The organism is Pantoea ananatis PA13, assembly GCF_000233595.1.
Lineage (GTDB): Bacteria > Pseudomonadota > Gammaproteobacteria > Enterobacterales > Enterobacteriaceae > Pantoea > Pantoea ananatis.
Genome location: NC_017554.1, coordinates 1,479,988 through 1,499,210, shown reverse-complemented (window position 1 = coordinate 1,499,210; position 19,223 = coordinate 1,479,988). Strand labels below are relative to the sequence as shown.

The following is a 19,223-nucleotide window of genomic DNA, read 5'->3' as shown; positions in this document are numbered from 1 at the left end:
CCAGCTCCCGTGGATAACGGCGAATTACCAGCGCGCTTTCAGCAGGTTTGGCTGAATACCACCGATCGATCGGGTATTACCAAACACCTGCGGCGCGATACCGGCTTCAAACTCTTCACGGAAATATTTAATGGCGCTTTGCAGCGGTTCGACTGCACCGGGTGCGTGGGCGCAGAACGTCTTGCCCGGGCCGAGCTGGCGGCAAAGCTGCTCCAGGGTTTCGATATCCCCCGGCTGGCCTTTTTTCTGCTCCAGCGCGCGCAGGATCTTCACGCTCCACGGCAAACCATCACGGCATGGCGTACACCAGCCGCAGGATTCACGGGCAAAGAACTCTTCGAGATTGCGTACCAGTGAAACCATATTGATTTCATGGTCCACGGCCATGGCCAGCGCCGTACCCAGACGGCTGCCCGCTTTACCGATGCTGGCGAACTCCATCGGCAGATCCAGATGCTGTTCCGTCAGGAAGTCCGTTCCCGCCCCGCCCGGCTGCCACGCTTTAAAGCGCAGACCATCGCGCATGCCGCCGGCATAGTCTTCCAGGATTTCACGGGCCGTGATACCGAACGGCAGTTCCCAGACGCCAGGGTTTTTCACCCGACCCGAGAAGCCCATCAGCTTGGTACCCGCATCGTCGCTCTTAGACAGGCCCTGATACCACTCAACGCCGTTTGCCAAAATAGCCGGCACGTTTGACAGCGTTTCAACGTTGTTCACGCAGGTCGGCTTACCCCAAACGCCCGCGCTCGCCGGGAAAGGCGGCTTAGAACGTGGGTTAGCACGGCGTCCTTCCAGTGAGTTAATCAGTGCGGTTTCTTCACCGCAAATATAGCGGCCTGCGCCGGTGTGGACGATGAGTTCGAAATCGAACCCTGAGCCCAGGATATTTTTACCCAGTAACCCGGCTTCGGTCGCTTCAGCGATGGCACGGCGCAGATGCACCGCCGCTTCAATGTATTCGCCACGCAGGAAGATGTAGCCACGGTAGGCTTTCAGGGCAAACGCACTGATCAGCATGCCTTCAACCAACTGATGCGGCATCTGCTCCATCAACAGGCGGTCTTTATAGGTGCCCGGCTCCATTTCATCGGCGTTACACAGCAGGTAACGGATGTTCATGGATTCGTCTTTCGGCATCAGGCTCCACTTCAAACCGGTAGAGAAGCCTGCACCACCGCGTCCCTTCAGGCCGGAATCTTTCACCAGCGCCACGATCTCGTCGGGTGCCATGCCCTTCAGTGCTTTTTCCGCACCGGCGTAGCCGTTTTTGCTGCGGTACTCATCCAGCCATACCGGCTGCTGATCGTCGCGCATGCGCCACGTCAGTGGATGGGTTTCGGCAGTACGAATGATCTGTTTAATTGTCATTGATACTGCTCCAGCAAAGAGGCGATGCCTTCCGGCGTCAGATGAACGTGCGTATCTTCATCCACCATCATGGTTGGGCCTTTATCGCAGTTACCCAGACAGCAAGTCGGCAGCAACGTAAAGCGGCCGTCGGTCGTGGTCTGGCCGGGCTTGATATTGAGGTTTTCTTCCAACGCAGCCTGAATGCCCTGAAAACCGGTAATGTGACAGACCACGCTGTCGCAGTAGCGGATCACGTGGCGGCCAACCGGCTGGCGGAAAATCTGGCTGTAGAACGTTGCCACACCTTCTACGTCACTGGCGGGAATGCCCAGAACGTCGGCAATCGCATGAATCGCGCCGTCTGGAACCCAGCCACGTTGTTTCTGTACGATTTTCAGCGCTTCAATTGACGCCGCGCGTGCATCTTCGTAATGGTGTTTTTCGTGCTCAATCGCATGGTGCTCTTCCGCACTCAGCACGAAGACCTCGTTAGGGTCGATCGTTTTAATAGCAATGTGTTGATCGTGCATAATTAGCGGTCCACGTCTGACATAACAAAGTCGATACTACCGAGGTACACGATTAAATCGGATACCAGGCTGCCACGGATTACCGAAGGAATCTGCTGCAGGTGCGGGAAGCTCGGCGTACGCACACGTGTGCGATAACTCATCGTGCTGCCATCGCTGGTCAGGTAGTAACTGTTAATCCCTTTGGTCGCCTCAATCATCTGGAAGGATTCATTGGCCGGCATAACCGGGCCCCATGACACCTGCAGGAAGTGAGTGATCAGGGTTTCAATGTGCTGCAGCGTGCGCTCTTTTGGCGGCGGGGTTGTCAGCGGATGATCGGCTTTAAACGGCCCTTCCGGCATGTTGTTCAGGCACTGTTCCAGAATACGCAGCGACTGCCACATCTCTTCCATTTTCAGCTGTACGCGCGTGTAGGCATCGCTGATACCGGCACCCACGGGCACTTCGAAGTCGAAGTTTTCATAGCCTGAATAGGGACGCCATTTACGCACGTCAAAATCGAGACCGGTGGCACGCAGGGCTGCACCTGTGGTGCCCCAGGCGAGCGCTTCTTCCATATTGTAGGCTGCCACACCTTGCGAACGGCCCATCAGAACGGTGTTGCGCAGCGCCGCTTTGTCGTACTCTTTCAGGCGCTTTGGCATCCAGTCCAGGAAGTCACGCAGCAGGCGCTCCCAGCCTTTCGGCAGGTCGTGTGCCACACCGCCAATACGGAACCAGGCCGGGTGCATACGGAAACCGGTAATCGCCTCAACCACATCATAAATTTTCTGACGGTCGGTAAAGGCAAAGAACACCGGCGTCATTGCGCCAACGTCCTGAATAAAGGTCGAGATGTACAGCAGGTGACTGTTGATGCGGAAAAGCTCAGAGAGCATGACGCGAATAACATTCACGCGGTCAGGCACCACGATACCAGCCAGTTTCTCAACGGCCAGTACGTAAGGCATTTCGTTAACGCAGCCACCAAGGTACTCAATACGGTCGGTGTAAGGAATGTAGCTGTGCCAGGACTGACGTTCGCCCATTTTCTCTGCGCCACGGTGGTGATAACCAATATCCGGGACGCAATCGACGATCTCTTCCCCATCCAGCTGCAAAATGATGCGGAAAGCACCGTGCGCTGACGGGTGGTTTGGACCGAGGTTGAGGAACATGAAATCTTCGTTGGCGGTACTGCGTTTCATGCCCCAGTCTTCCGGCTTGAACGTCAGCGCTTCCATTTCCAGATCTTCTTTCTGCTTCGTCAGCGTGAAAGGATCGAATTCGGTCGCACGCGCAGGATAGTCCTTGCGCAGCGGATGCCCTTCCCAGGTCTGCGGCATCATAATGCGCGTCAGATGCGGATGACCATCAAAGGTGATACCAAACATCTCCCAGGTTTCGCGCTCATACCAGTTGGCATTGGCGAAAATATTGGTGATGGTCGGCACATGCATATCGTTTTCAGATAAAGCCACCTTGAGCATGATGTCGCGATTGCGTTCAATCGAGAGTAGGTGGTAGAAAACGGAAAAATCCGCGGCAGGTAAACCGGCGCGGTGGGTACGTAAGCGTTCGTCCATGCCATGCAGGTCATACAGCATGACGTACGGCTTAGGAAGTTTTCGCAGGAATGTAATGATTTCCAGCAGCTGTTCACGCTTTACCCAAACAACCGGAATACCGGTGCGGGTCGCCTGAACGGTAAAGGCATCCGGCCCAAAACGATTACGCAGCTCGCCGATCACCGGGTCATCCAGGTGATCCCGGGTTTGCCATAGCGGCTGAGCGAGATCTTGCGTGGTCAAATCTGTCATACGTTACTCACCATTCCGGCCTGATAACAGGCGCTCAAATGAAGGCGTCAGGATGGTGCCATGCATTAATTTGTGGTGTTGTCTGCTGCAGGCACTGATTCCATCCATACGGTTAACTTAAACTTCGTCTGGTGTACGCAGGTTGGTTACTGCAATACGTTCGCCACGCTTACGTTCACGCTCAGACTGCATATTGGCACGGTAAACGCCCTGGTCTCCGACCACCCACGAAAGGGGACGGCGCTCTTTGCCAATGGATTCCTGCAGCAGCAGCAGTGCCTGCATGTAAGCTTCAGGGCGCGGCGGGCAACCCGGGATATACACGTCAACCGGCAGAAACTTATCAACGCCCTGCACGACAGAATAGATATCGTACATGCCGCCTGAGTTGGCACAGGCACCCATGGAAATCACCCATTTCGGCTCCAGCATCTGATCGTACAAACGCTGAATCACCGGGGCCATTTTGGTAAACGGCGTACCGGCAATGACCATGAAGTCGGCCTGACGTGGCGATGCACGCATAACCTCTGCACCGAAACGCGCGACGTCGTGCACGGCGGTGAAGGAGGTGGTCATCTCAACGTAGCAGCATGAAAGACCAAAGTTGTAAGGCCACAGGGAGTTTTTACGTCCCCAGTTCACCATGTCGTGCAGGGCGTGTTCGAGCTTGCCCATGTAGACGCTGCGATGAACGTGCTGCTCCAGCGGATCGCTGACGATTTCCTGCTTTTGCAGAGGGTAACGGTCGTTCTCACCACCGTTTGGGTCTATGCGGGTGAGCGTATAGTCCATCTTATTGCCTCTCTTTTACTGCTTATGAGGATTGGTGTGACTTACCGTGGGCGTTTTAACCACGATTCGCCGGCGTGCAGGCGTCCAGTCCAACGCGCCAATGCGCACCAGATAAACCAGGCCCGCCAGGAGCACCAAAATGAAAATTGCGGCTTCCACAAAGCCGACCCAGCCGCTTTCACGGATAGAGGTCGCCCATGCGTATAAAAAGAGAGCTTCTACGTCGAAGATAACGAAGAACATCGCTACCAGGTAGAATTTTGCTGATAAGCGGAGGTGAGTGTCACCGACGGATTCAATGCCGGACTCAAAAGGTGTGTCTTTGTAACGGGCACGCGCTCTGCCGCCAAGCAGCCAGCCTCCGGTTAACATGAACGCACAGAGGCCAAAAGCGATGACGATAAATACGACGAATGCCCAATGCTGAGCGATGATTTCGGTGGTAGTTGACATACTCATTGCTTACTCATCAAAAGTGGCGCGGGCATCCTGCTCGGGTTCTGGCAGCAAACTCACCACATCGATTCAAAGGGAAGGATAAAAACCTTACAAATTTTGCTGTTACTCTGCAATAAGCAGCAATTTTATGGGGTTTTTTACTCCTTTCTATAACCTTTTGTCAACTTTGACAAAAGTATCCAAACTTTATTTTACACCTGCATCATATTATTAACATATGATGCGCGTGTTTCCAGCTAAATCGCTTCAGTCTGTAAGGGTAATTTTAGTGTAGCGGGTATTTGCGCGCATGGATCGTGCAATTAACCCTCATATTTTGACAGGATTTCGGGGGTTTTCCTTCCCTTGGGAATGGCTATTTTGTTGATCCAGAACACAGAATTATCTTTTTTGTGTTAAATTTCAGCAGTTATCAGACTGATTCGAATCAAATATTTTACATTTTGCCTCTCGCCCGCCATTTACATCGCCCTGAAATGCTTGTGGGCAGGCGATAAACTCAGCGTCTCCGTGCGGGTTTTTATTTCGCAGGAAAAAGGTCAAAAAAAAGCCTCCTGTTCTTTTTACAGAACAAGAGGCCTGTTTACAGCCATTATCTTACCGGTGAATGACGTTTTTTTTGCGACAGCGTGAAAATGTTACTCTTCGTCATCCAGCAACAGCGTGCCGTCAGCGTTGGCCACCATGTTGTACGGATCGTGCGTGGACTGCATAGCATTAAAGATGGCCAGCGCCAGCTCGTTGTCGCTGTCGGCATTACGGCACAGCAGATACTGTGTATCCGGTAAAACCGGCAAGCCTTCTGCTGCGCCCATCACGCGCAGTTCCGGGCTCATCATTTCTACCGGACGCGCCGTTACACCCAATCCTGCTTTGACTGCCGCACGAACGGCCGCCAGGGTTGATGCAACGTAAGAGATACGCCACGGGATACCGGCTTCGTTGAGATGATCAATCGCCATATCACGATACGGACTGGGTTCATCAAGCAGTACCAGTGGAATAGCTTCTCCACGCTGGAACACATAATCCGCCGCGCAATACCACAGGGTCGGAGAGGTACGCAGAACCTGATGGGTAAAGTTACCCGGGCTTGACGTCGTGACGACTAAGTCAACTTCGCCCTGATTCAGCATTTCCATCATGAACGGATTGCGTTTCACGCGAACATCAATCGCCAGTTTTGGATAGACAGAGGTCACGCGGTTTAACAGGAACGGCAGAATGGTATCTGAGGTATCGTCAGAAGCGCCAATCGTCAGTACACCCTGGATGTTGCTGTACATCAGTGAAGTACAGGCTTCATCGTTAAAACGCAGGATTTTCCTGGCATAGCCCAGAAGCTGAATGCCGTGTTCAGTTAACAACTTGTTGCGGCCATGTCTGGCAAACAACTCTTTACCGACCAGTTGTTCCAGACGTTGCATCTGCTGACTCACTGCCGATTGCGTTCTGCACACCGCAGCAGCAGCGGCTGCAAAGGTGTTCAGGTCAGCTACAGCAACAAAAGTCCGGAGCAGATCGAGATCGAGATTGAGTATCGGACGATTTGCATTAGTCATGTTTTTTCTTCACTTATTAGATTTTTAAGAACTACTATCCTGGTGTTATTACAAGCTTATCAAAGCGATAAGCGGTAATGATGCTTCATGGCGTCCCGGCAAAGGGCCGACATAAAATTTACTTACGGAGGAAGACGGTACTTCCCTGCAAAACAGGGAAACCGGGTCCTGAAGACAGAGACAACTTCTGTACCGAAGGCACTGGATGCAAAAATGCGGGAAGCTGTGTAGTTGTCTTTTCCTACCCCCAAAGTGCCCTCAGGCAGGGGTAAACGGGTCTGTAATACGCTAACGGTACGCAGCGTTTAATCTCATCAAATAGTAAATTATACTTAATCATTTTTGACCGCAAAATGGAAATGTTTTTGTGAAAAGCATTGCATATTTTGATCAAATAGCATCTTACATCCCTTCGAGAATGTCCTGAGCGGACGTAACCTGCCTGAAAACAGGAAATACGACTTTTCAGCGATGAAACATGCATTGATGATGCTCCCGGTTGTCTCTCCCGGCCCTGAAAATCTTATAAAAAACCTTTGATATAAGACAGTTAACATTATGCACCATCGTTTTTTTTCAGGTTACTCTGAGTTGAGTCCGCTTTTTGCGTGCAAATTTTATGCATCAATAAAGCATAATTAAACTATTTCACTCATGACGCATCACAGATTCTCAGATTGTTTTACGGCCTTCAGGTTCATTATCGGCAAAATAAAAGTAGACATTACCCAGCGCTCAATTTTTAATCGCAGCATAATAAACTAATAAAACTCAAAAAAACAAACGTTAAAACCGGCCTGCTTGATAACCAATACGCATTCCATCGTCTGACTGGAGACAAAGATGCTGAACACGCCAAAACCGCGCCCTGCCCTTCTTTTGTCGGCCTGAGGAGAGTACATTGTGCAGGTTTGTTTTCAGCGGCAGGCACAAGGATTCTGCACATTAAGGCGGCCACAATGACTTTTCAAATTGATAAATCCGGCAAACTGGACAATGTCTGTTACGACATTCGTGGACCGGTTTTAAAAGAGGCTAAACGCCTTGAAGAAGAAGGTAATAAAGTTCTTAAGTTGAACATCGGCAATCCGGCCCCCTTTGGCTTCGAAGCGCCGGACGAGATTCTGGTTGATGTCATCCGTAACCTTCCCAGCGCACAGGGATACTGTGACTCCAAAGGATTGTATTCTGCTCGTAAAGCCATCATGCAGCACTACCAGGCGCGTGACATGCGCGACGTCACGGTGGAAGACATCTATATCGGCAACGGTGTTTCTGAACTCATCGTCCAGGCCATGCAGGCGCTGCTGAACAGCGGTGATGAAATGCTGGTGCCGGCACCTGACTACCCGCTGTGGACCGCGGCCGTGTCGCTCTCAAGCGGCAAAGCCGTGCACTACCTGTGTGATGAGTCCGCAGGCTGGTTCCCGGATCTGGATGATATCCGCAGTAAAATTACGCCACGCACGCGCGGCATCGTGATTATCAATCCCAATAATCCAACCGGTGCGGTTTACAGCAAAGCACTGTTGATGGAAGTCGTTGAGATTGCCCGCCAGCATAACCTGATTATTTTCGCTGACGAGATCTACGATAAAATTCTGTACGACGACGCACAGCATCACTCTATTGCTGCACTGGCGCCGGACTTGCTGACCGTAACCTTTAACGGCCTGTCTAAAACCTATCGCGTAGCGGGTTTCCGCCAGGGCTGGATGGTGCTAAACGGCCCCAAAAAGCATGCTAAAGGTTATATCGAAGGGCTGGAGATGCTGGCCTCCATGCGTCTGTGTGCCAACGTCCCCGCGCAGCATGCCATTCAGACTGCGTTGGGCGGCTATCAGAGCATTAGTGAATTTATTGTGCCTGGCGGGCGGCTCTATGAACAGCGTCAGCGCGCATGGGAACTGATCAACGATATTCCAGGCGTGAGTTGTGTGAAGCCGCAGGGCGCGCTTTATATGTTCCCGCGTATTGATGCCAAAAAATTCAATATCCACGACGATCAGAAAATGGTGCTGGATTTCCTGCTACAGGAGAAAGTGCTACTGGTTCAGGGAACGGCGTTTAACTGGCCGTGGCCCGATCATCTGCGCATCGTGACGCTGCCGCGCGTCGACGATCTGGAAATGGCGATCAATAAGTTTGGCCGTTTTCTGCAAGGCTACCGCCAGTAGTCCGGATGCGCCTATACTGATGTGATTTCGGGGAGAGCAGGCCTCTCCCCTGTCGCAAACAGGAATTACCATGACTCAGAGCCATTTCTTCGCCCACCTTTCCCGTCTCAAACTCATCAACCGCTGGCCGCTGATGCGCAACGTGCGCACCGAGAACGTCTCTGAACACAGTTTGCAGGTCGCGATGGTTGCCCACGCGCTGGCCATCATTAAAAATAAGAAGTTTAACGGCAACCTTAATGCCGAGCGCATCGCCATGATGGCGCTGTATCACGACGCCAGTGAAGTGCTGACCGGAGACTTACCCACGCCGGTGAAGTACTACAACGCGCAGATCGCCCACGAATACAAAAAGATTGAGAAAATCGCGCAGCAGAAGTTGATTGAGATGCTGCCGGACGAGTTGCAGGATGTTTACCGTCCGCTGATTGATGAGCATCTGCACAGTGAGGAAGAAAAAGCCGTCGTGAAACAAGCCGATGCGATCTGTGCCTACGTAAAATGCCTGGAAGAGCTGTCGGCCGGGAATAATGAGTTTTTGTTAGCAAAAGCGCGGCTGGAAAAAACCCTGAATCAGCGTCGTTCGCCCGAAATGAGCTATTTCGTGGAGGTATTCATTCCCAGCTTTAGCCTGTCTCTGGACGAAATCTCGCAGGACACGCCGCTCTGACAATGGCGGCTTCACGCCGCCCTTTTACCTAGCCTTGATGGTGAAACGCAAACTTGCCCGTCGATCGTTTGGTGACCACCAGCGATTCCAGTGAAGTCAGGCGCAGCGCCACTTCGTCAATGCGTGGCGTATCATCAGGCGCATTCGCGGCGATCACGGCACAGCCCGCAGCTAACCCGGCGATCACGCCGGCCGGCGCATCTTCTACCACTACGCAGTCGGCTGGCGACAGCTTTAACCTTTCTGCACCCAGTAAGTAAGGATCGGGTTCTGGCTTGCCCTTCGCCACCTGTTCGGCCGTAATAAACACGGCAGGCTGAGGTAAACCTGCTGCTTTGTGACGCGCATGCGCCACCGGCACGGAGCCGGAGGTGACAATCGCCCAGGGGATTTGCAACGCATTCAGCTGCGTGAGCAACGCTTTTGCGCCTGGCAGCGCCCGCACGCCGTCCGTGTCTTCTGCTTCCGTTTTTTCCAGCGCCAGAAACTCGGCCTGGATTGCGGCTTCTGACTGGCCCGCCATAAAGTGGCGCAGTGAAGTAATCGCCTGCTTTCCGTGAATGAAGTCCAGAATCTCATCAGCCGCAATGCCATGACGTGCACCCCAGTTGCTCCAGGCGCGTTCAACCGCGGGTAGCGAATCCACTAAGGTGCCATCTAAATCAAATAAAAAACCACTGTACTCCACGCGTCACTCCTCATCAGGCGTTAATGATTTGCGCAATCTCGTTTACGCTTAAATGGTATTGGCGAGGACAAGTCTGCCACAAAGCCAGCATACGTTGATACTTTTCCCACATCGGCGTTTGCGCATTAAAGCCATGCGTTCCCGCATCAAAATGGGTATAGCGCCCTTCGATGTTCACCATAAACCGCACATAACCGAGATAGCGGGATTCCGTGGCGGCATCAAACCCCAGAAATGCCAGACGTCGTGGGTCGATATCGCCTTGGGTCTTGAGATTAGCCCAGGAGACCTGCAGCGCGTGGTGCATTTCCATAATGTCGATAAGCGTCCGGCAGGTCTCTTCGGGAAGCTTGCCAAACTCTTTGTCCAGCTCCCGCATTTGCAGGCCATAGCCACGCTCAATGATAGTCTGGTAGCGACGAAAACGTTCGGCGCTCTCCGGTTCCAGCATTGCCATGATTTTGTACTGGTTAGTCAGGATCAAACGTTGCGCGTGGGTCATTTCCATCATCTTGTCCTCCAGCCCGCGGGCTGTTCAGGTTTTATACGATGGAAAGATAATTACACAGGGAAAGCGATGCGAGCGTAGCCACATCGCTTTTCATTGATTTAACCGCAGGTTTGCGTGCAATAATTTCTGCACGGTGCGGATTAAAGATCGTCCAGAAAGGTGCGGTCCAACTGTTTAAAGGCGCGCTTAAGCAGATCGGCCAGTGCCTGGTAAGTTGGTTTGCCTTCAACCGGTGCGATCGCCTGACCTGCGGCTTCCAGCTTCGTGCGCACTTCATGGAACCAGCGCAGCAGCGTGGGCGGCAATGGGGTGACGGATCGCTTACCCAGCCACCATAATCCCTGCATAGGCAAACTACAGGCAAAGAGAGCCGTTGCTACTGCCGGGCCCAATTGCCCACCCATCGCGATCTGCCATGTGAGCGTAAAGACCGCCAGCGGCGGCATAAAGCGAATCGCAAAGCGCGTAGCCGTCGATACCCGGTTCTCAGGAAAGACCGGTGCCAGGCGTTTATCGTTGGGCCAGGTCTTCATATAATGCTGTCCGCGTTGAAACATCCGGAACCAGCCGGTGTGAGATTCATTCGCCATGGCTCGCCTCAACTAATACTGTATTTTTTGAAAAATAATTATAACCACACAACTTTACGTAACATCCTTCAAATATTTTTGTCTTTAAAGGTGACTCCGGCTATTCTGACGCCGTTTTAACAGCGTCACTGCCGCAACTTCCCTTGTAACAGAGACGACAAGGCCCGTTTTAAGCGAAATTTCAAATTTATGCGTAAAGACTCAATTTTTTTTGCATAAAACGCACTATTTTGACCTGGGTATGACTTCTGTCATTAATCTGGCTGCGTCGATGGGCTACGCTGTAAGTCTGATTGCGTTATTTTTAGCCACTTTTAACAAATAGGTACTTCCATGTCGAGTAAGTTAGTACTGGTTCTGAATTGCGGCAGCTCTTCTCTCAAGTTTGCCATCCTTAATCCCACCAGCGGTGAAGAATTCCTCTCGGGTCTGGCTGAATGCTTCCACCTGCCCGAAGCACGGATCAAATGGAAACTTGATGGTCAGAAGCAGGAAGCACCTTTAGGTGCTGGCGCAGCCCACAGCGAAGCGCTGAATTTCATTGTTAAAACAATTCTGGCACAAAAACCAGAGCTTTCAGCACAAATCGCTGCAATAGGTCACCGTATTGTTCACGGCGGCGAAAAACTTACGCAGTCAGTGGTCATTTCTCAGTCTGTTGTGCAGGGTATCAAAGATGCATCATCTTTTGCACCACTGCATAACCCAGCGGGCCTGATTGGCATTGATGAAGCCATGAAAAACTTCCCGCACTTGTCTGACAAAAATGTGGCGGTTTTTGACACCGCTTTCCATCAGACAATGCCGGAAGAGTCCTACCTTTATGCGCTGCCGTATGCCCTGTATAAAGAGCACGGCGTGCGCCGCTACGGTGCGCACGGTACCAGCCACTACTATGTCACCCACGAAGCGGCAAAAATGCTGAATAAGCCGCTAGAAACGCTGAACATCATTACCTGTCATCTCGGTAACGGCGGGTCTGTTTCTGCTATCCGTAACGGTGAGTGTGTGGATACGTCTATGGGCCTGACCCCGCTGGAAGGCCTGGTCATGGGCACCCGCAGCGGCGATATCGATCCGGCCATTATCTTCTTCCTGCACGACACGCTGGGCATGAGCGTCGATGCCATTAACAAGATGCTGACCAAAGAGTCGGGGCTGTTAGGGCTGACCGAAGTCACCAGCGACTGCCGTTATGTTGAAGACAACTACGCCACCAAAGAAGATGCTAAACGCGCAATGAATGTCTTCTGCCACCGTCTGGCCAAATACATTGGCAGCTATACCGCGCTGATGGACGGTCGTCTCGATGGCGTGGTCTTCACCGGCGGTATCGGTGAAAATGCGGCGATGGTGCGTGAGCTGACCCTGGACAAGCTGGCGCTGCTGGGCTTTGACATTGACCACGAGCGCAACCTGGCGGCTCGCTTTGGCAAGTCAGGTTTTATCAACAAAGAAGGCACTCGCCCGGCAGTGGTGATCCCCACTAACGAAGAGTTAGTGATTGCCCGAGATGCCGCTCGCCTTACCGCCTGATCTCCTTTCGTCGTCAGCTCCGGCTGACGGCGTTGTTTTGACACCCAGTGAAATCTGAGAGGTTCAATCGTGTCACGTACAATTATGCTCATTCCGACCGGCACCAGCGTCGGTCTGACCAGCGTTAGCCTTGGCGTTATTCGCGCCATGGAACGTAAAGGCGTTCGACTGAGCGTTTTCAAACCCATTGCACAACCGCGTGCGGGCGGCAATGCACCTGACCAGACCACCAGCATTGTGCGCAAGAGTTCAGGCATCCCGGCCGCAGAGCCGCTGCCGATGTCCCGTGTGGAATCGCTGCTGGGTTCTAATCAGCAAGACGTGCTGATGGAAGAAATTATTGCCCGCTACCACGCCAATGCGCAGGATGCTGAAGTGGTTCTGGTTGAAGGCCTGGTGCCTACGCGTAAGCACCAGTTTGCCAGCGCGCTGAACTATGAAATCGCCAAAACGTTAAACGCTGAAATCGTCTTCGTGACCGCGCTGGGTAACGATTCTCCCGCACAGCTCAAAGAGCGTATTGAACTGACACAAAGCAGCTTTGGCGGTTCGAAGAATAAAAGCATTACCGGTGTGATCATCAACAAGCTGAACGCGCCCGTTGATGAGCAGGGCCGTACGCGCCCTGACCTGTCTGAAATTTTCGATGACTCATCGAAGGCCAGCATCGCGAATATTAATCCTGACCAGCTGTTTGCCAACAGTCCCTTGCCCATTTTGGGTTGTGTGCCGTGGAGCTTCGACCTGATTGCGACCCGCGCCATTGATATGTGCCGCCACCTGAACGCCCGGATTATTAACGAAGGTGAAATTCAGACCCGACGTGTCAAATCAGTGACCTTCTGCGCACGCAGCATCCCGCACATGCTTGAGCATTTCCGCCCGGGCTCGCTGCTGGTCACCTCGGCTGACCGCCCTGACGTGCTGGTTGCCGCCTGTCTGGCCGCGATGAACGGTATTGAGATCGGTGCCATTCTTTTAACCGGTAACTATGAAATTGACGAGCGCATCGCCAAACTGTGCGATCGCGCCTTCCAGACTGGCCTGCCGGTCTTCATGGTCAAAACCAATACCTGGCAGACCTCGCTCAGCCTGCAAAGCTTTAACCTCGAAGTACCGGTTGATGACACGCAGCGCATTGAAAAAGTCCAGGAATACGTCGCAAGTTACATTAACGCGGACTGGATCGAGTCGCTGACCGCCACGTCTGAGCGCAGTCGCCGCCTGTCGCCGCCGGCTTTCCGCTATCAGTTAACCGAACTGGCTCGCAAGGCTGGCAAGCGCATTGTTCTGCCGGAAGGGGATGAACCCCGTACCGTTAAAGCCGCAGCAATTTGTGCCGACCGCGGCATTGCGACCTGTGTCCTGCTGGGCAATCCGGATGAAATCCAGCGCGTTGCGGCAGCCCAGGGCGTTGAGCTGGGTAAAGGCATTGAGATAGTCGATCCTGAAGTGGTGCGTCAGAACTATGTTCCGCGTCTGGTCGAGCTGCGCAAAAGCAAAGGCATGACCGAGGTGGTTGCGCAGGAACAGCTGGAAGATAACGTGGTGCTGGGCACCATGATGCTGGAAAGCGGGGAAGTTGACGGGTTGGTCTCGGGCGCGGTACATACCACGGCCAACACGATTCGTCCGCCGTTACAGCTGATCAAAACCGCGCCCAACAGCTCACTGGTGTCATCCGTGTTCTTTATGCTGCTGCCGGAGCAGGTGCTGGTCTACGGCGACTGCGCGATCAACCCCGATCCAACGGCTGAACAGCTGGCAGAAATTGCCATTCAGTCTGCCGATTCAGCGAAAGCCTTCGGCATCGATCCACGCGTCGCCATGATCTCCTACTCAACCGGTAATTCAGGTGCCGGTAGCGACGTGGAGAAAGTGCGTGAAGCCACGCGCCTTGCGCAGGAAAAACGCCCGGATCTGGTGATTGATGGGCCGTTGCAGTACGACGCGGCGATTATGGAAGACGTGGCAAAATCCAAGGCGCCCAACTCGCAGGTTGCCGGACGCGCAACGGTCTTTATTTTCCCGGATCTCAACACCGGTAACACCACCTACAAAGCGGTGCAGCGTTCCGCTGACCTGATTTCAATCGGGCCAATGCTGCAGGGCATGCGTAAGCCGGTCAACGACCTCTCACGCGGCGCACTGGTAGACGATATCGTCTACACCATTGCCCTGACGGCGATTCAGTCGCAGCAGGCTGAAGGTTAATCCTTTCCCGTTGAACAAGAGCATGCAGACTGCATGCTCTTTTTTTATGCCTATTGCAGCGTAACGTCGAGCGCGCGCAGGTGCTGAGGTTGCCAGGACAACGTCACTTCACTGCCCGCCGTCCAGCCGGGTGAGACCTCCGATGAGGCCATTTTCACCATAAAGTTTCCCTGACCAGCAACTTCCGTCAGCATTCTCACGTGGTCACCCAGATAGATAAACTGCTGGATTCGGGCCTGGACCGACTGATCGCCCGGTTTGGCTGCATTTACGTTAATGCGTTCAGGCCGGATACTGAGCTGTATTTTCTTGCCCGGAGAACTGGGCCGCACCTTCAGCGCATCCAGCTGGATACCGTTATCCAGCGTCACCTGATAGTAATCACCCTGCTGCCCTGACTGGGTTGCCAGCAGGCTGTTATTCTCGCCAATAAACTGCGCCACGAAGGCGTTGTCGGGCTGTTCATAAAGCTTATTCGGGCTGTCCATTTGCTGAATCATGCCGTCGTTAAAGACCGCCACCCGGTCAGACATGGTCATGGCTTCGCTCTGATCGTGAGTGACGTAAACAATGGTCAGCCCGAGCATGTTATGCAGCTGCTTAATTTCCATCTGCATGTGTTCACGCAGCTGTTTATCCAGCGCTCCCAGCGGTTCGTCCATCAGGATCAGTTTAGGTTCAAATACCAGCGCCCGCGCCAGGGCCACCCGCTGCTGCTGGCCGCCAGACATCTGTGCGGGATAACGGTCTGCCAGCGAAGTGAGTTTAATCATATCCAGCACCCGTTTAACTCGCTGGGCAATATCGGCCTTGCTCAAACGGCGAATCGACAAAGGAAACGCCAGATTTTCGGCCACCGTCATGTGGGGAAAAAGCGCGTAGTTCTGGAATACCATACCGATATCACGCTGATGCGGCGGCAACGTGTGCAAAGGTTTATCACGCAGCAGTATCTCGCCATCGGTAGGCGTTTCAAATCCTGCCAGCATCATGAGGCTGGTCGTTTTCCCGGAGCCTGACGGCCCTAACAGGGTCAAAAACTCGCCTTCTGCCACATCCAGATTGAGGTTGCGCACCACCAGCTTGTCGCCGTCGTAGCTCTTTTTGATATTCCGAAAACTGACAAAATTTCTCATGGCGTAATCTCGTAAACAGGATGAAAAAGGGTTTCGGCACGATTCATGCATCATCCTTTTGACGTGCGAATCCTGTCGGGCCTTTTTTTAGCACTACCACAACGCATTTGATTTGCACAAGCAGAATTTGACAATCTAAAAAGAAATGGCTTACAAATTTACTTTGCAGGCCATTGTATTTTATTGTCTTTTTAAATTTAACATTAAATTAACGTGACAGTTATCACAGAATCAGGCAATACCAGGGATGCGCACTGATGGTGCATCAGGGCGAGACAGACGCCACCTGCAGGTGATGTTGCAACCGGGTCAGGATAGGCACGAACGCGGCGGGAATGGCGGCTTCGTCAACACAGGCATAACCCAGCAGCAATCCTCGCTGCGGCGTGCCCCGAAGATAATAGGACGACAGTGGACGTGTTAATACACCGCACTGTTCCAGCTCTGCGCTAAAGGCCACATCGTCAATGCTGTCCGGCAGCCTGAGAACCAGATGCAACCCCGCATTGCTGTGATGCACTATCCAGTCGGCGCCCAGCGATGTGCTAATCACCTCCACTAGCGCAGCACGGCGGCGGCTGTAAATCTGCCGCATGCGTCGTACGTGGGCCGCATAGTGCCCTTCCCGAATAAACTCCGCCAGCGTGAGTTGTACTAACCCGTAGCCGCCGCGATACAGCTCGGAGTGCGCCATTTTCATCCGTGCCGCCAGGGATTTAGGCACCACCATGTAGCTGAGCCGGATGCCGGGATACAAGGTTTTACTGAAGGTGCCCAGATAAATCACTGGGGCATCCGCCGCCAGGCCCTGTAGCGCAGGAATGGGACTTCCGGTAAAGCGGAACTCGCCATCGTAGTCATCTTCCACCACCCAACTGCCGCTGCTTTTTGCGCGCTCCAGTAATTCATGGCGCCGCTGCAGGCTCATGACCGCCCCGAGAGGATACTGGTGAGAAGGCGTCACACAGATCAGGCGAGGCACCGGGCTGTCTGGCTGCTCGGGCGGCAAAACCAGCCCCTGATCGTCAACTTGCGTGGGGATCAGCGTGACGCCGTTCACCACCAGCACATTGCGGATCCCCCAGTATCCCGGCTCTTCGACGATGGCCCTGTCTCCCGGATCGCAAAGCATTTTCGCCAGAAGATCCAGCGACTGATGGGTTCCGGCGGTGATCAGTACCTGTTCGGGGGTGCAGTTCACCGAACGGATCACCCGCAGGTAATCCGCCAGCGCCTGTTGTAACTCAACACAGCCGCCGTGGCTGGCATAGCTCAGGTTTTCAACCGGCAGCCGTCGGCTCAGGCGGAGCTGAATTTTGCGCCAGATGTCGTGCGGCATATGGCTTACGTCCGGCACACCGGGCATAAATGCCCCCCACTGATGGCTCCCGGCACCGCTGCTCGCCAGCAGGCGTGAACCCCGTCGCGACAGTCTGACGGGTTTCATCGGCGGCGTGACGGGCCTGATCAGCGGCTCACCCGGCACCTGTTCCGGCAGCACGGTACTGACGAAGGTGCCGCTTCCGGTGCGGGTTTGTACATAGCCCTCAGACTGAAGCTGTTCATAGACTGCCAGCACGGTATTACGTGAGACAGAAAGTTCGCGAGCAAGGTCGCGGCTGGCGGGCAGTCGCGTCGCGGTGGCAATGGATCCGTCCTGAATCGCTGCCTGCAAGACATCATACAATCGCTTATTCAGCGTACCGCCGGAAAGCGAGGCCAGACGTTGTGCAAGCAGGTCACCGAGTAAGCTTCGCAAAATTGGTACCTCAAAATAAAAAAAACTGGCTCTGGATTATAAAACCCTGAAAACGCTAAAAAGCAAGGAGGCAGATTCCACTGTAACAATATGGCAACAAACACCATGAGGTCGCGTTATGAGTAACAGTGAAGTGCAGGTCCGTCGTCTCAATGCTACGCCGCGCGGCGTGGGCGTGATGTGCGATTTCTATGCGGTGAAAGCAGAAAACGCTACGTTATGGGATCACCAGGGCCGTGAAATTATCGATTTCAGCGCAGGCATTGCCGTGCTGAATACCGGACATCGTCATCCCAAAGTGATCGCCGCCATCAAAGAACAGCTCGATCATTTTACCCACACCGCGTTTCAGGTTGTGCCTTACGAAAATTATATTGCCCTGGCGGAAAAACTGAATGCGCTGGTGCCGGTAAGCGGCCCCGCCAAGACCACTTTTTTCTCCACCGGCGCAGAAGCCGTTGAGAACGCGGTCAAAATTGCCCGCGCGGCAACCGGCCGTCCCGGCGTCATCGCCTTTACGGGGGCCTTTCACGGCCGCACCAACATGACGATGTCGCTGACGGGCAAAGTGGTCCCCTACAAAACCGGTTTCGGCCCCTTTGCCAGCTCAGTATTTCACGCCCGCTACCCGAATGCACTGCATGGCTGTAGCGTCGATGACGCGCTGGAGAGTTTACAAACCATTTTCCGCTGCGATATCAGCCCGCAACAGGTTGCGGCCATTATCTATGAACCCATTCAAGGTGAAGGCGGCTTCAATGTCGCGCCGCCAGCGTTTGTGACCGCCCTGCGCACGCTGTGCGATCAACATGGCATTCTGCTGATCGCCGATGAAATCCAAAGTGGTTTTGCCCGCACCGGCAAGCTGTTTGCCAGTGAATACTATCCTGACGTGCAGCCAGACCTGATCACCATGGCAAAAAGCCTGGCGGGCGGTATGCCGCTATCGGCGGTTTCAGGACGGGCTGACGTAATGGATGCGCCCCTGCCCGGCGGCCTGGGTGGCACCTATGCAGGAAGCCCACCGGCCATTGCCGCTGCGCTGGCCGTGCTGGAGGTCATTCGCGATGAAAACCTGTGCGAGCGCGCCCTGCTGTTAGGCGGGCAACTGACGGAAACGCTGCAGGGCGCAGGCTGTAGTGCGCTGGCAGAGGTGCGCGGTCGCGGTTCTATGATCGCGGCTGAATTCACCAACAGCGAAGGCCAACCCAGCGCAGACATCGCCAAAGCTATTCAGCAAGAGGCGCTGGACGAAGGGTTGCTGCTGCTCACCTGCGGCGTACACGGCAACGTTATTCGTTTCCTCTACCCTCTCACCATTCCGGACGCGCAGTTCCGCACAGCACTGAATCTGCTGAACCGTATCCTGGGCAAGTATTAGGTTTCGCGGGCTGACGCGCCGCACGTTCCGCTGCGGGTCAGCCCCTGGCATCATGATTGC

General features: G+C 53.7%; 16 protein-coding genes. 5 read left to right on the top strand and 11 right to left on the bottom strand.

Annotated features, from left to right (window positions below):
• Positions 1-24 precede the first annotated feature (24 nt).
• The 6 genes from nuoF to lrhA all read right to left on the bottom strand — a co-directional run bounded on the left by nuoF (position 25) and on the right by lrhA (position 6,501).
• Entirely contained in the window at positions 25-1,365 is a 1,341-nt protein-coding gene (gene nuoF / locus PAGR_RS07190) for an NADH-quinone oxidoreductase subunit NuoF (protein WP_026021016.1), read from the bottom strand.
• Positions 1,366-1,367: 2 nt separating this feature from the next.
• Complete coding sequence (gene nuoE, locus PAGR_RS07185; RefSeq protein WP_013026512.1) at positions 1,368-1,883, bottom strand: NADH-quinone oxidoreductase subunit NuoE; 516 nt, start codon at positions 1,881-1,883, stop codon at positions 1,368-1,370.
• Between the two features lie 2 nt (positions 1,884-1,885).
• Entirely contained in the window at positions 1,886-3,685 is a 1,800-nt protein-coding gene (gene nuoC / locus PAGR_RS07180; RefSeq protein ID WP_013026513.1) for an NADH-quinone oxidoreductase subunit C/D, read from the bottom strand.
• 117 nt (positions 3,686-3,802) lie between these two features.
• A complete protein-coding gene (locus PAGR_RS07175; RefSeq protein ID WP_006120026.1) occupies positions 3,803-4,480 on the bottom strand; it encodes a NuoB/complex I 20 kDa subunit family protein in 678 nt (225 codons plus the stop codon).
• Positions 4,481-4,495: 15 nt separating this feature from the next.
• Positions 4,496-4,939, bottom strand: a complete 444-nt coding sequence (locus PAGR_RS07170) for an NADH-quinone oxidoreductase subunit A (RefSeq protein ID WP_013026514.1) — start codon at positions 4,937-4,939, stop codon at positions 4,496-4,498.
• A gap of 638 nt (positions 4,940-5,577) precedes the next feature.
• Positions 5,578-6,501 carry a transcriptional regulator LrhA gene (gene lrhA / locus PAGR_RS07165; RefSeq protein ID WP_013026515.1) on the bottom strand — a complete coding sequence of 308 codons (924 nt, stop codon included), beginning with the start codon at positions 6,499-6,501 and terminating at the stop codon, positions 5,578-5,580.
• A gap of 959 nt (positions 6,502-7,460) precedes the next feature.
• Between lrhA and PAGR_RS07160 the strand changes: the two genes are divergently transcribed.
• Together PAGR_RS07160 and yfbR are read left to right on the top strand one after the other, a co-directional pair.
• Entirely contained in the window at positions 7,461-8,678 is a 1,218-nt protein-coding gene (locus PAGR_RS07160; RefSeq protein ID WP_014594167.1) for a pyridoxal phosphate-dependent aminotransferase, read from the top strand.
• A 70-nt stretch (positions 8,679-8,748) separates the two neighbouring features.
• Positions 8,749-9,348, top strand: a complete 600-nt coding sequence (gene yfbR, locus PAGR_RS07155; protein WP_013026517.1) for a 5'-deoxynucleotidase — start codon at positions 8,749-8,751, stop codon at positions 9,346-9,348.
• Between the two features lie 28 nt (positions 9,349-9,376).
• On the opposite strand, the gene PAGR_RS07150 is transcribed toward yfbR, so the two are convergent.
• From PAGR_RS07150 to yfbV, 3 genes are all read right to left on the bottom strand, one after another.
• Positions 9,377-10,036: a sugar phosphatase gene (locus PAGR_RS07150; protein WP_013026518.1), complete on the bottom strand. Its 660-nt coding sequence runs from the start codon at positions 10,034-10,036 to the stop codon at positions 9,377-9,379.
• Between the two features lie 13 nt (positions 10,037-10,049).
• The gene (locus tag PAGR_RS07145; RefSeq protein ID WP_026021018.1) at positions 10,050-10,544 is read right to left on the bottom strand and encodes a YfbU family protein; all 495 of its coding nucleotides are present in this window, start codon (positions 10,542-10,544) and stop codon (positions 10,050-10,052) included.
• 143 nt (positions 10,545-10,687) lie between these two features.
• Positions 10,688-11,137, bottom strand: coding sequence for a terminus macrodomain insulation protein YfbV (gene yfbV / locus PAGR_RS07140; protein WP_014605378.1), 450 nt, complete (start codon positions 11,135-11,137; stop codon positions 10,688-10,690).
• A 333-nt stretch (positions 11,138-11,470) separates the two neighbouring features.
• Here yfbV and ackA point away from each other — a divergent pair, with 333 nt between their 5' ends.
• Both ackA and pta read left to right on the top strand, forming a co-directional pair.
• On the top strand, positions 11,471-12,673 hold the full coding sequence (gene ackA, locus PAGR_RS07135) for an acetate kinase (protein WP_014605377.1): 1,203 nt from the start codon (positions 11,471-11,473) through the stop codon (positions 12,671-12,673).
• A gap of 84 nt (positions 12,674-12,757) precedes the next feature.
• Positions 12,758-14,887 (top strand): phosphate acetyltransferase, encoded by a 2,130-nt coding sequence (gene pta / locus PAGR_RS07130; RefSeq protein ID WP_014594171.1) that lies wholly within the window; start codon positions 12,758-12,760, stop codon positions 14,885-14,887.
• 50 nt (positions 14,888-14,937) lie between these two features.
• Here the strand turns inward: pta and PAGR_RS07125 are convergent, their stop codons facing one another.
• Positions 14,938-16,023, bottom strand: a complete 1,086-nt coding sequence (locus PAGR_RS07125) for an ABC transporter ATP-binding protein (RefSeq protein WP_014605376.1) — start codon at positions 16,021-16,023, stop codon at positions 14,938-14,940.
• Between the two features lie 265 nt (positions 16,024-16,288).
• Positions 16,289-17,782, bottom strand: a complete 1,494-nt coding sequence (gene pdxR, locus PAGR_RS07120; protein WP_014605375.1) for a MocR-like pyridoxine biosynthesis transcription factor PdxR — start codon at positions 17,780-17,782, stop codon at positions 16,289-16,291.
• Positions 17,783-17,900: 118 nt separating this feature from the next.
• On the opposite strand from pdxR, the gene PAGR_RS07115 reads away from it, so the two are divergent.
• Positions 17,901-19,163 carry a 4-aminobutyrate--2-oxoglutarate transaminase gene (locus tag PAGR_RS07115; RefSeq protein ID WP_013026526.1) on the top strand — a complete coding sequence of 421 codons (1,263 nt, stop codon included), beginning with the start codon at positions 17,901-17,903 and terminating at the stop codon, positions 19,161-19,163.
• Positions 19,164-19,223 lie beyond the last annotated feature (60 nt).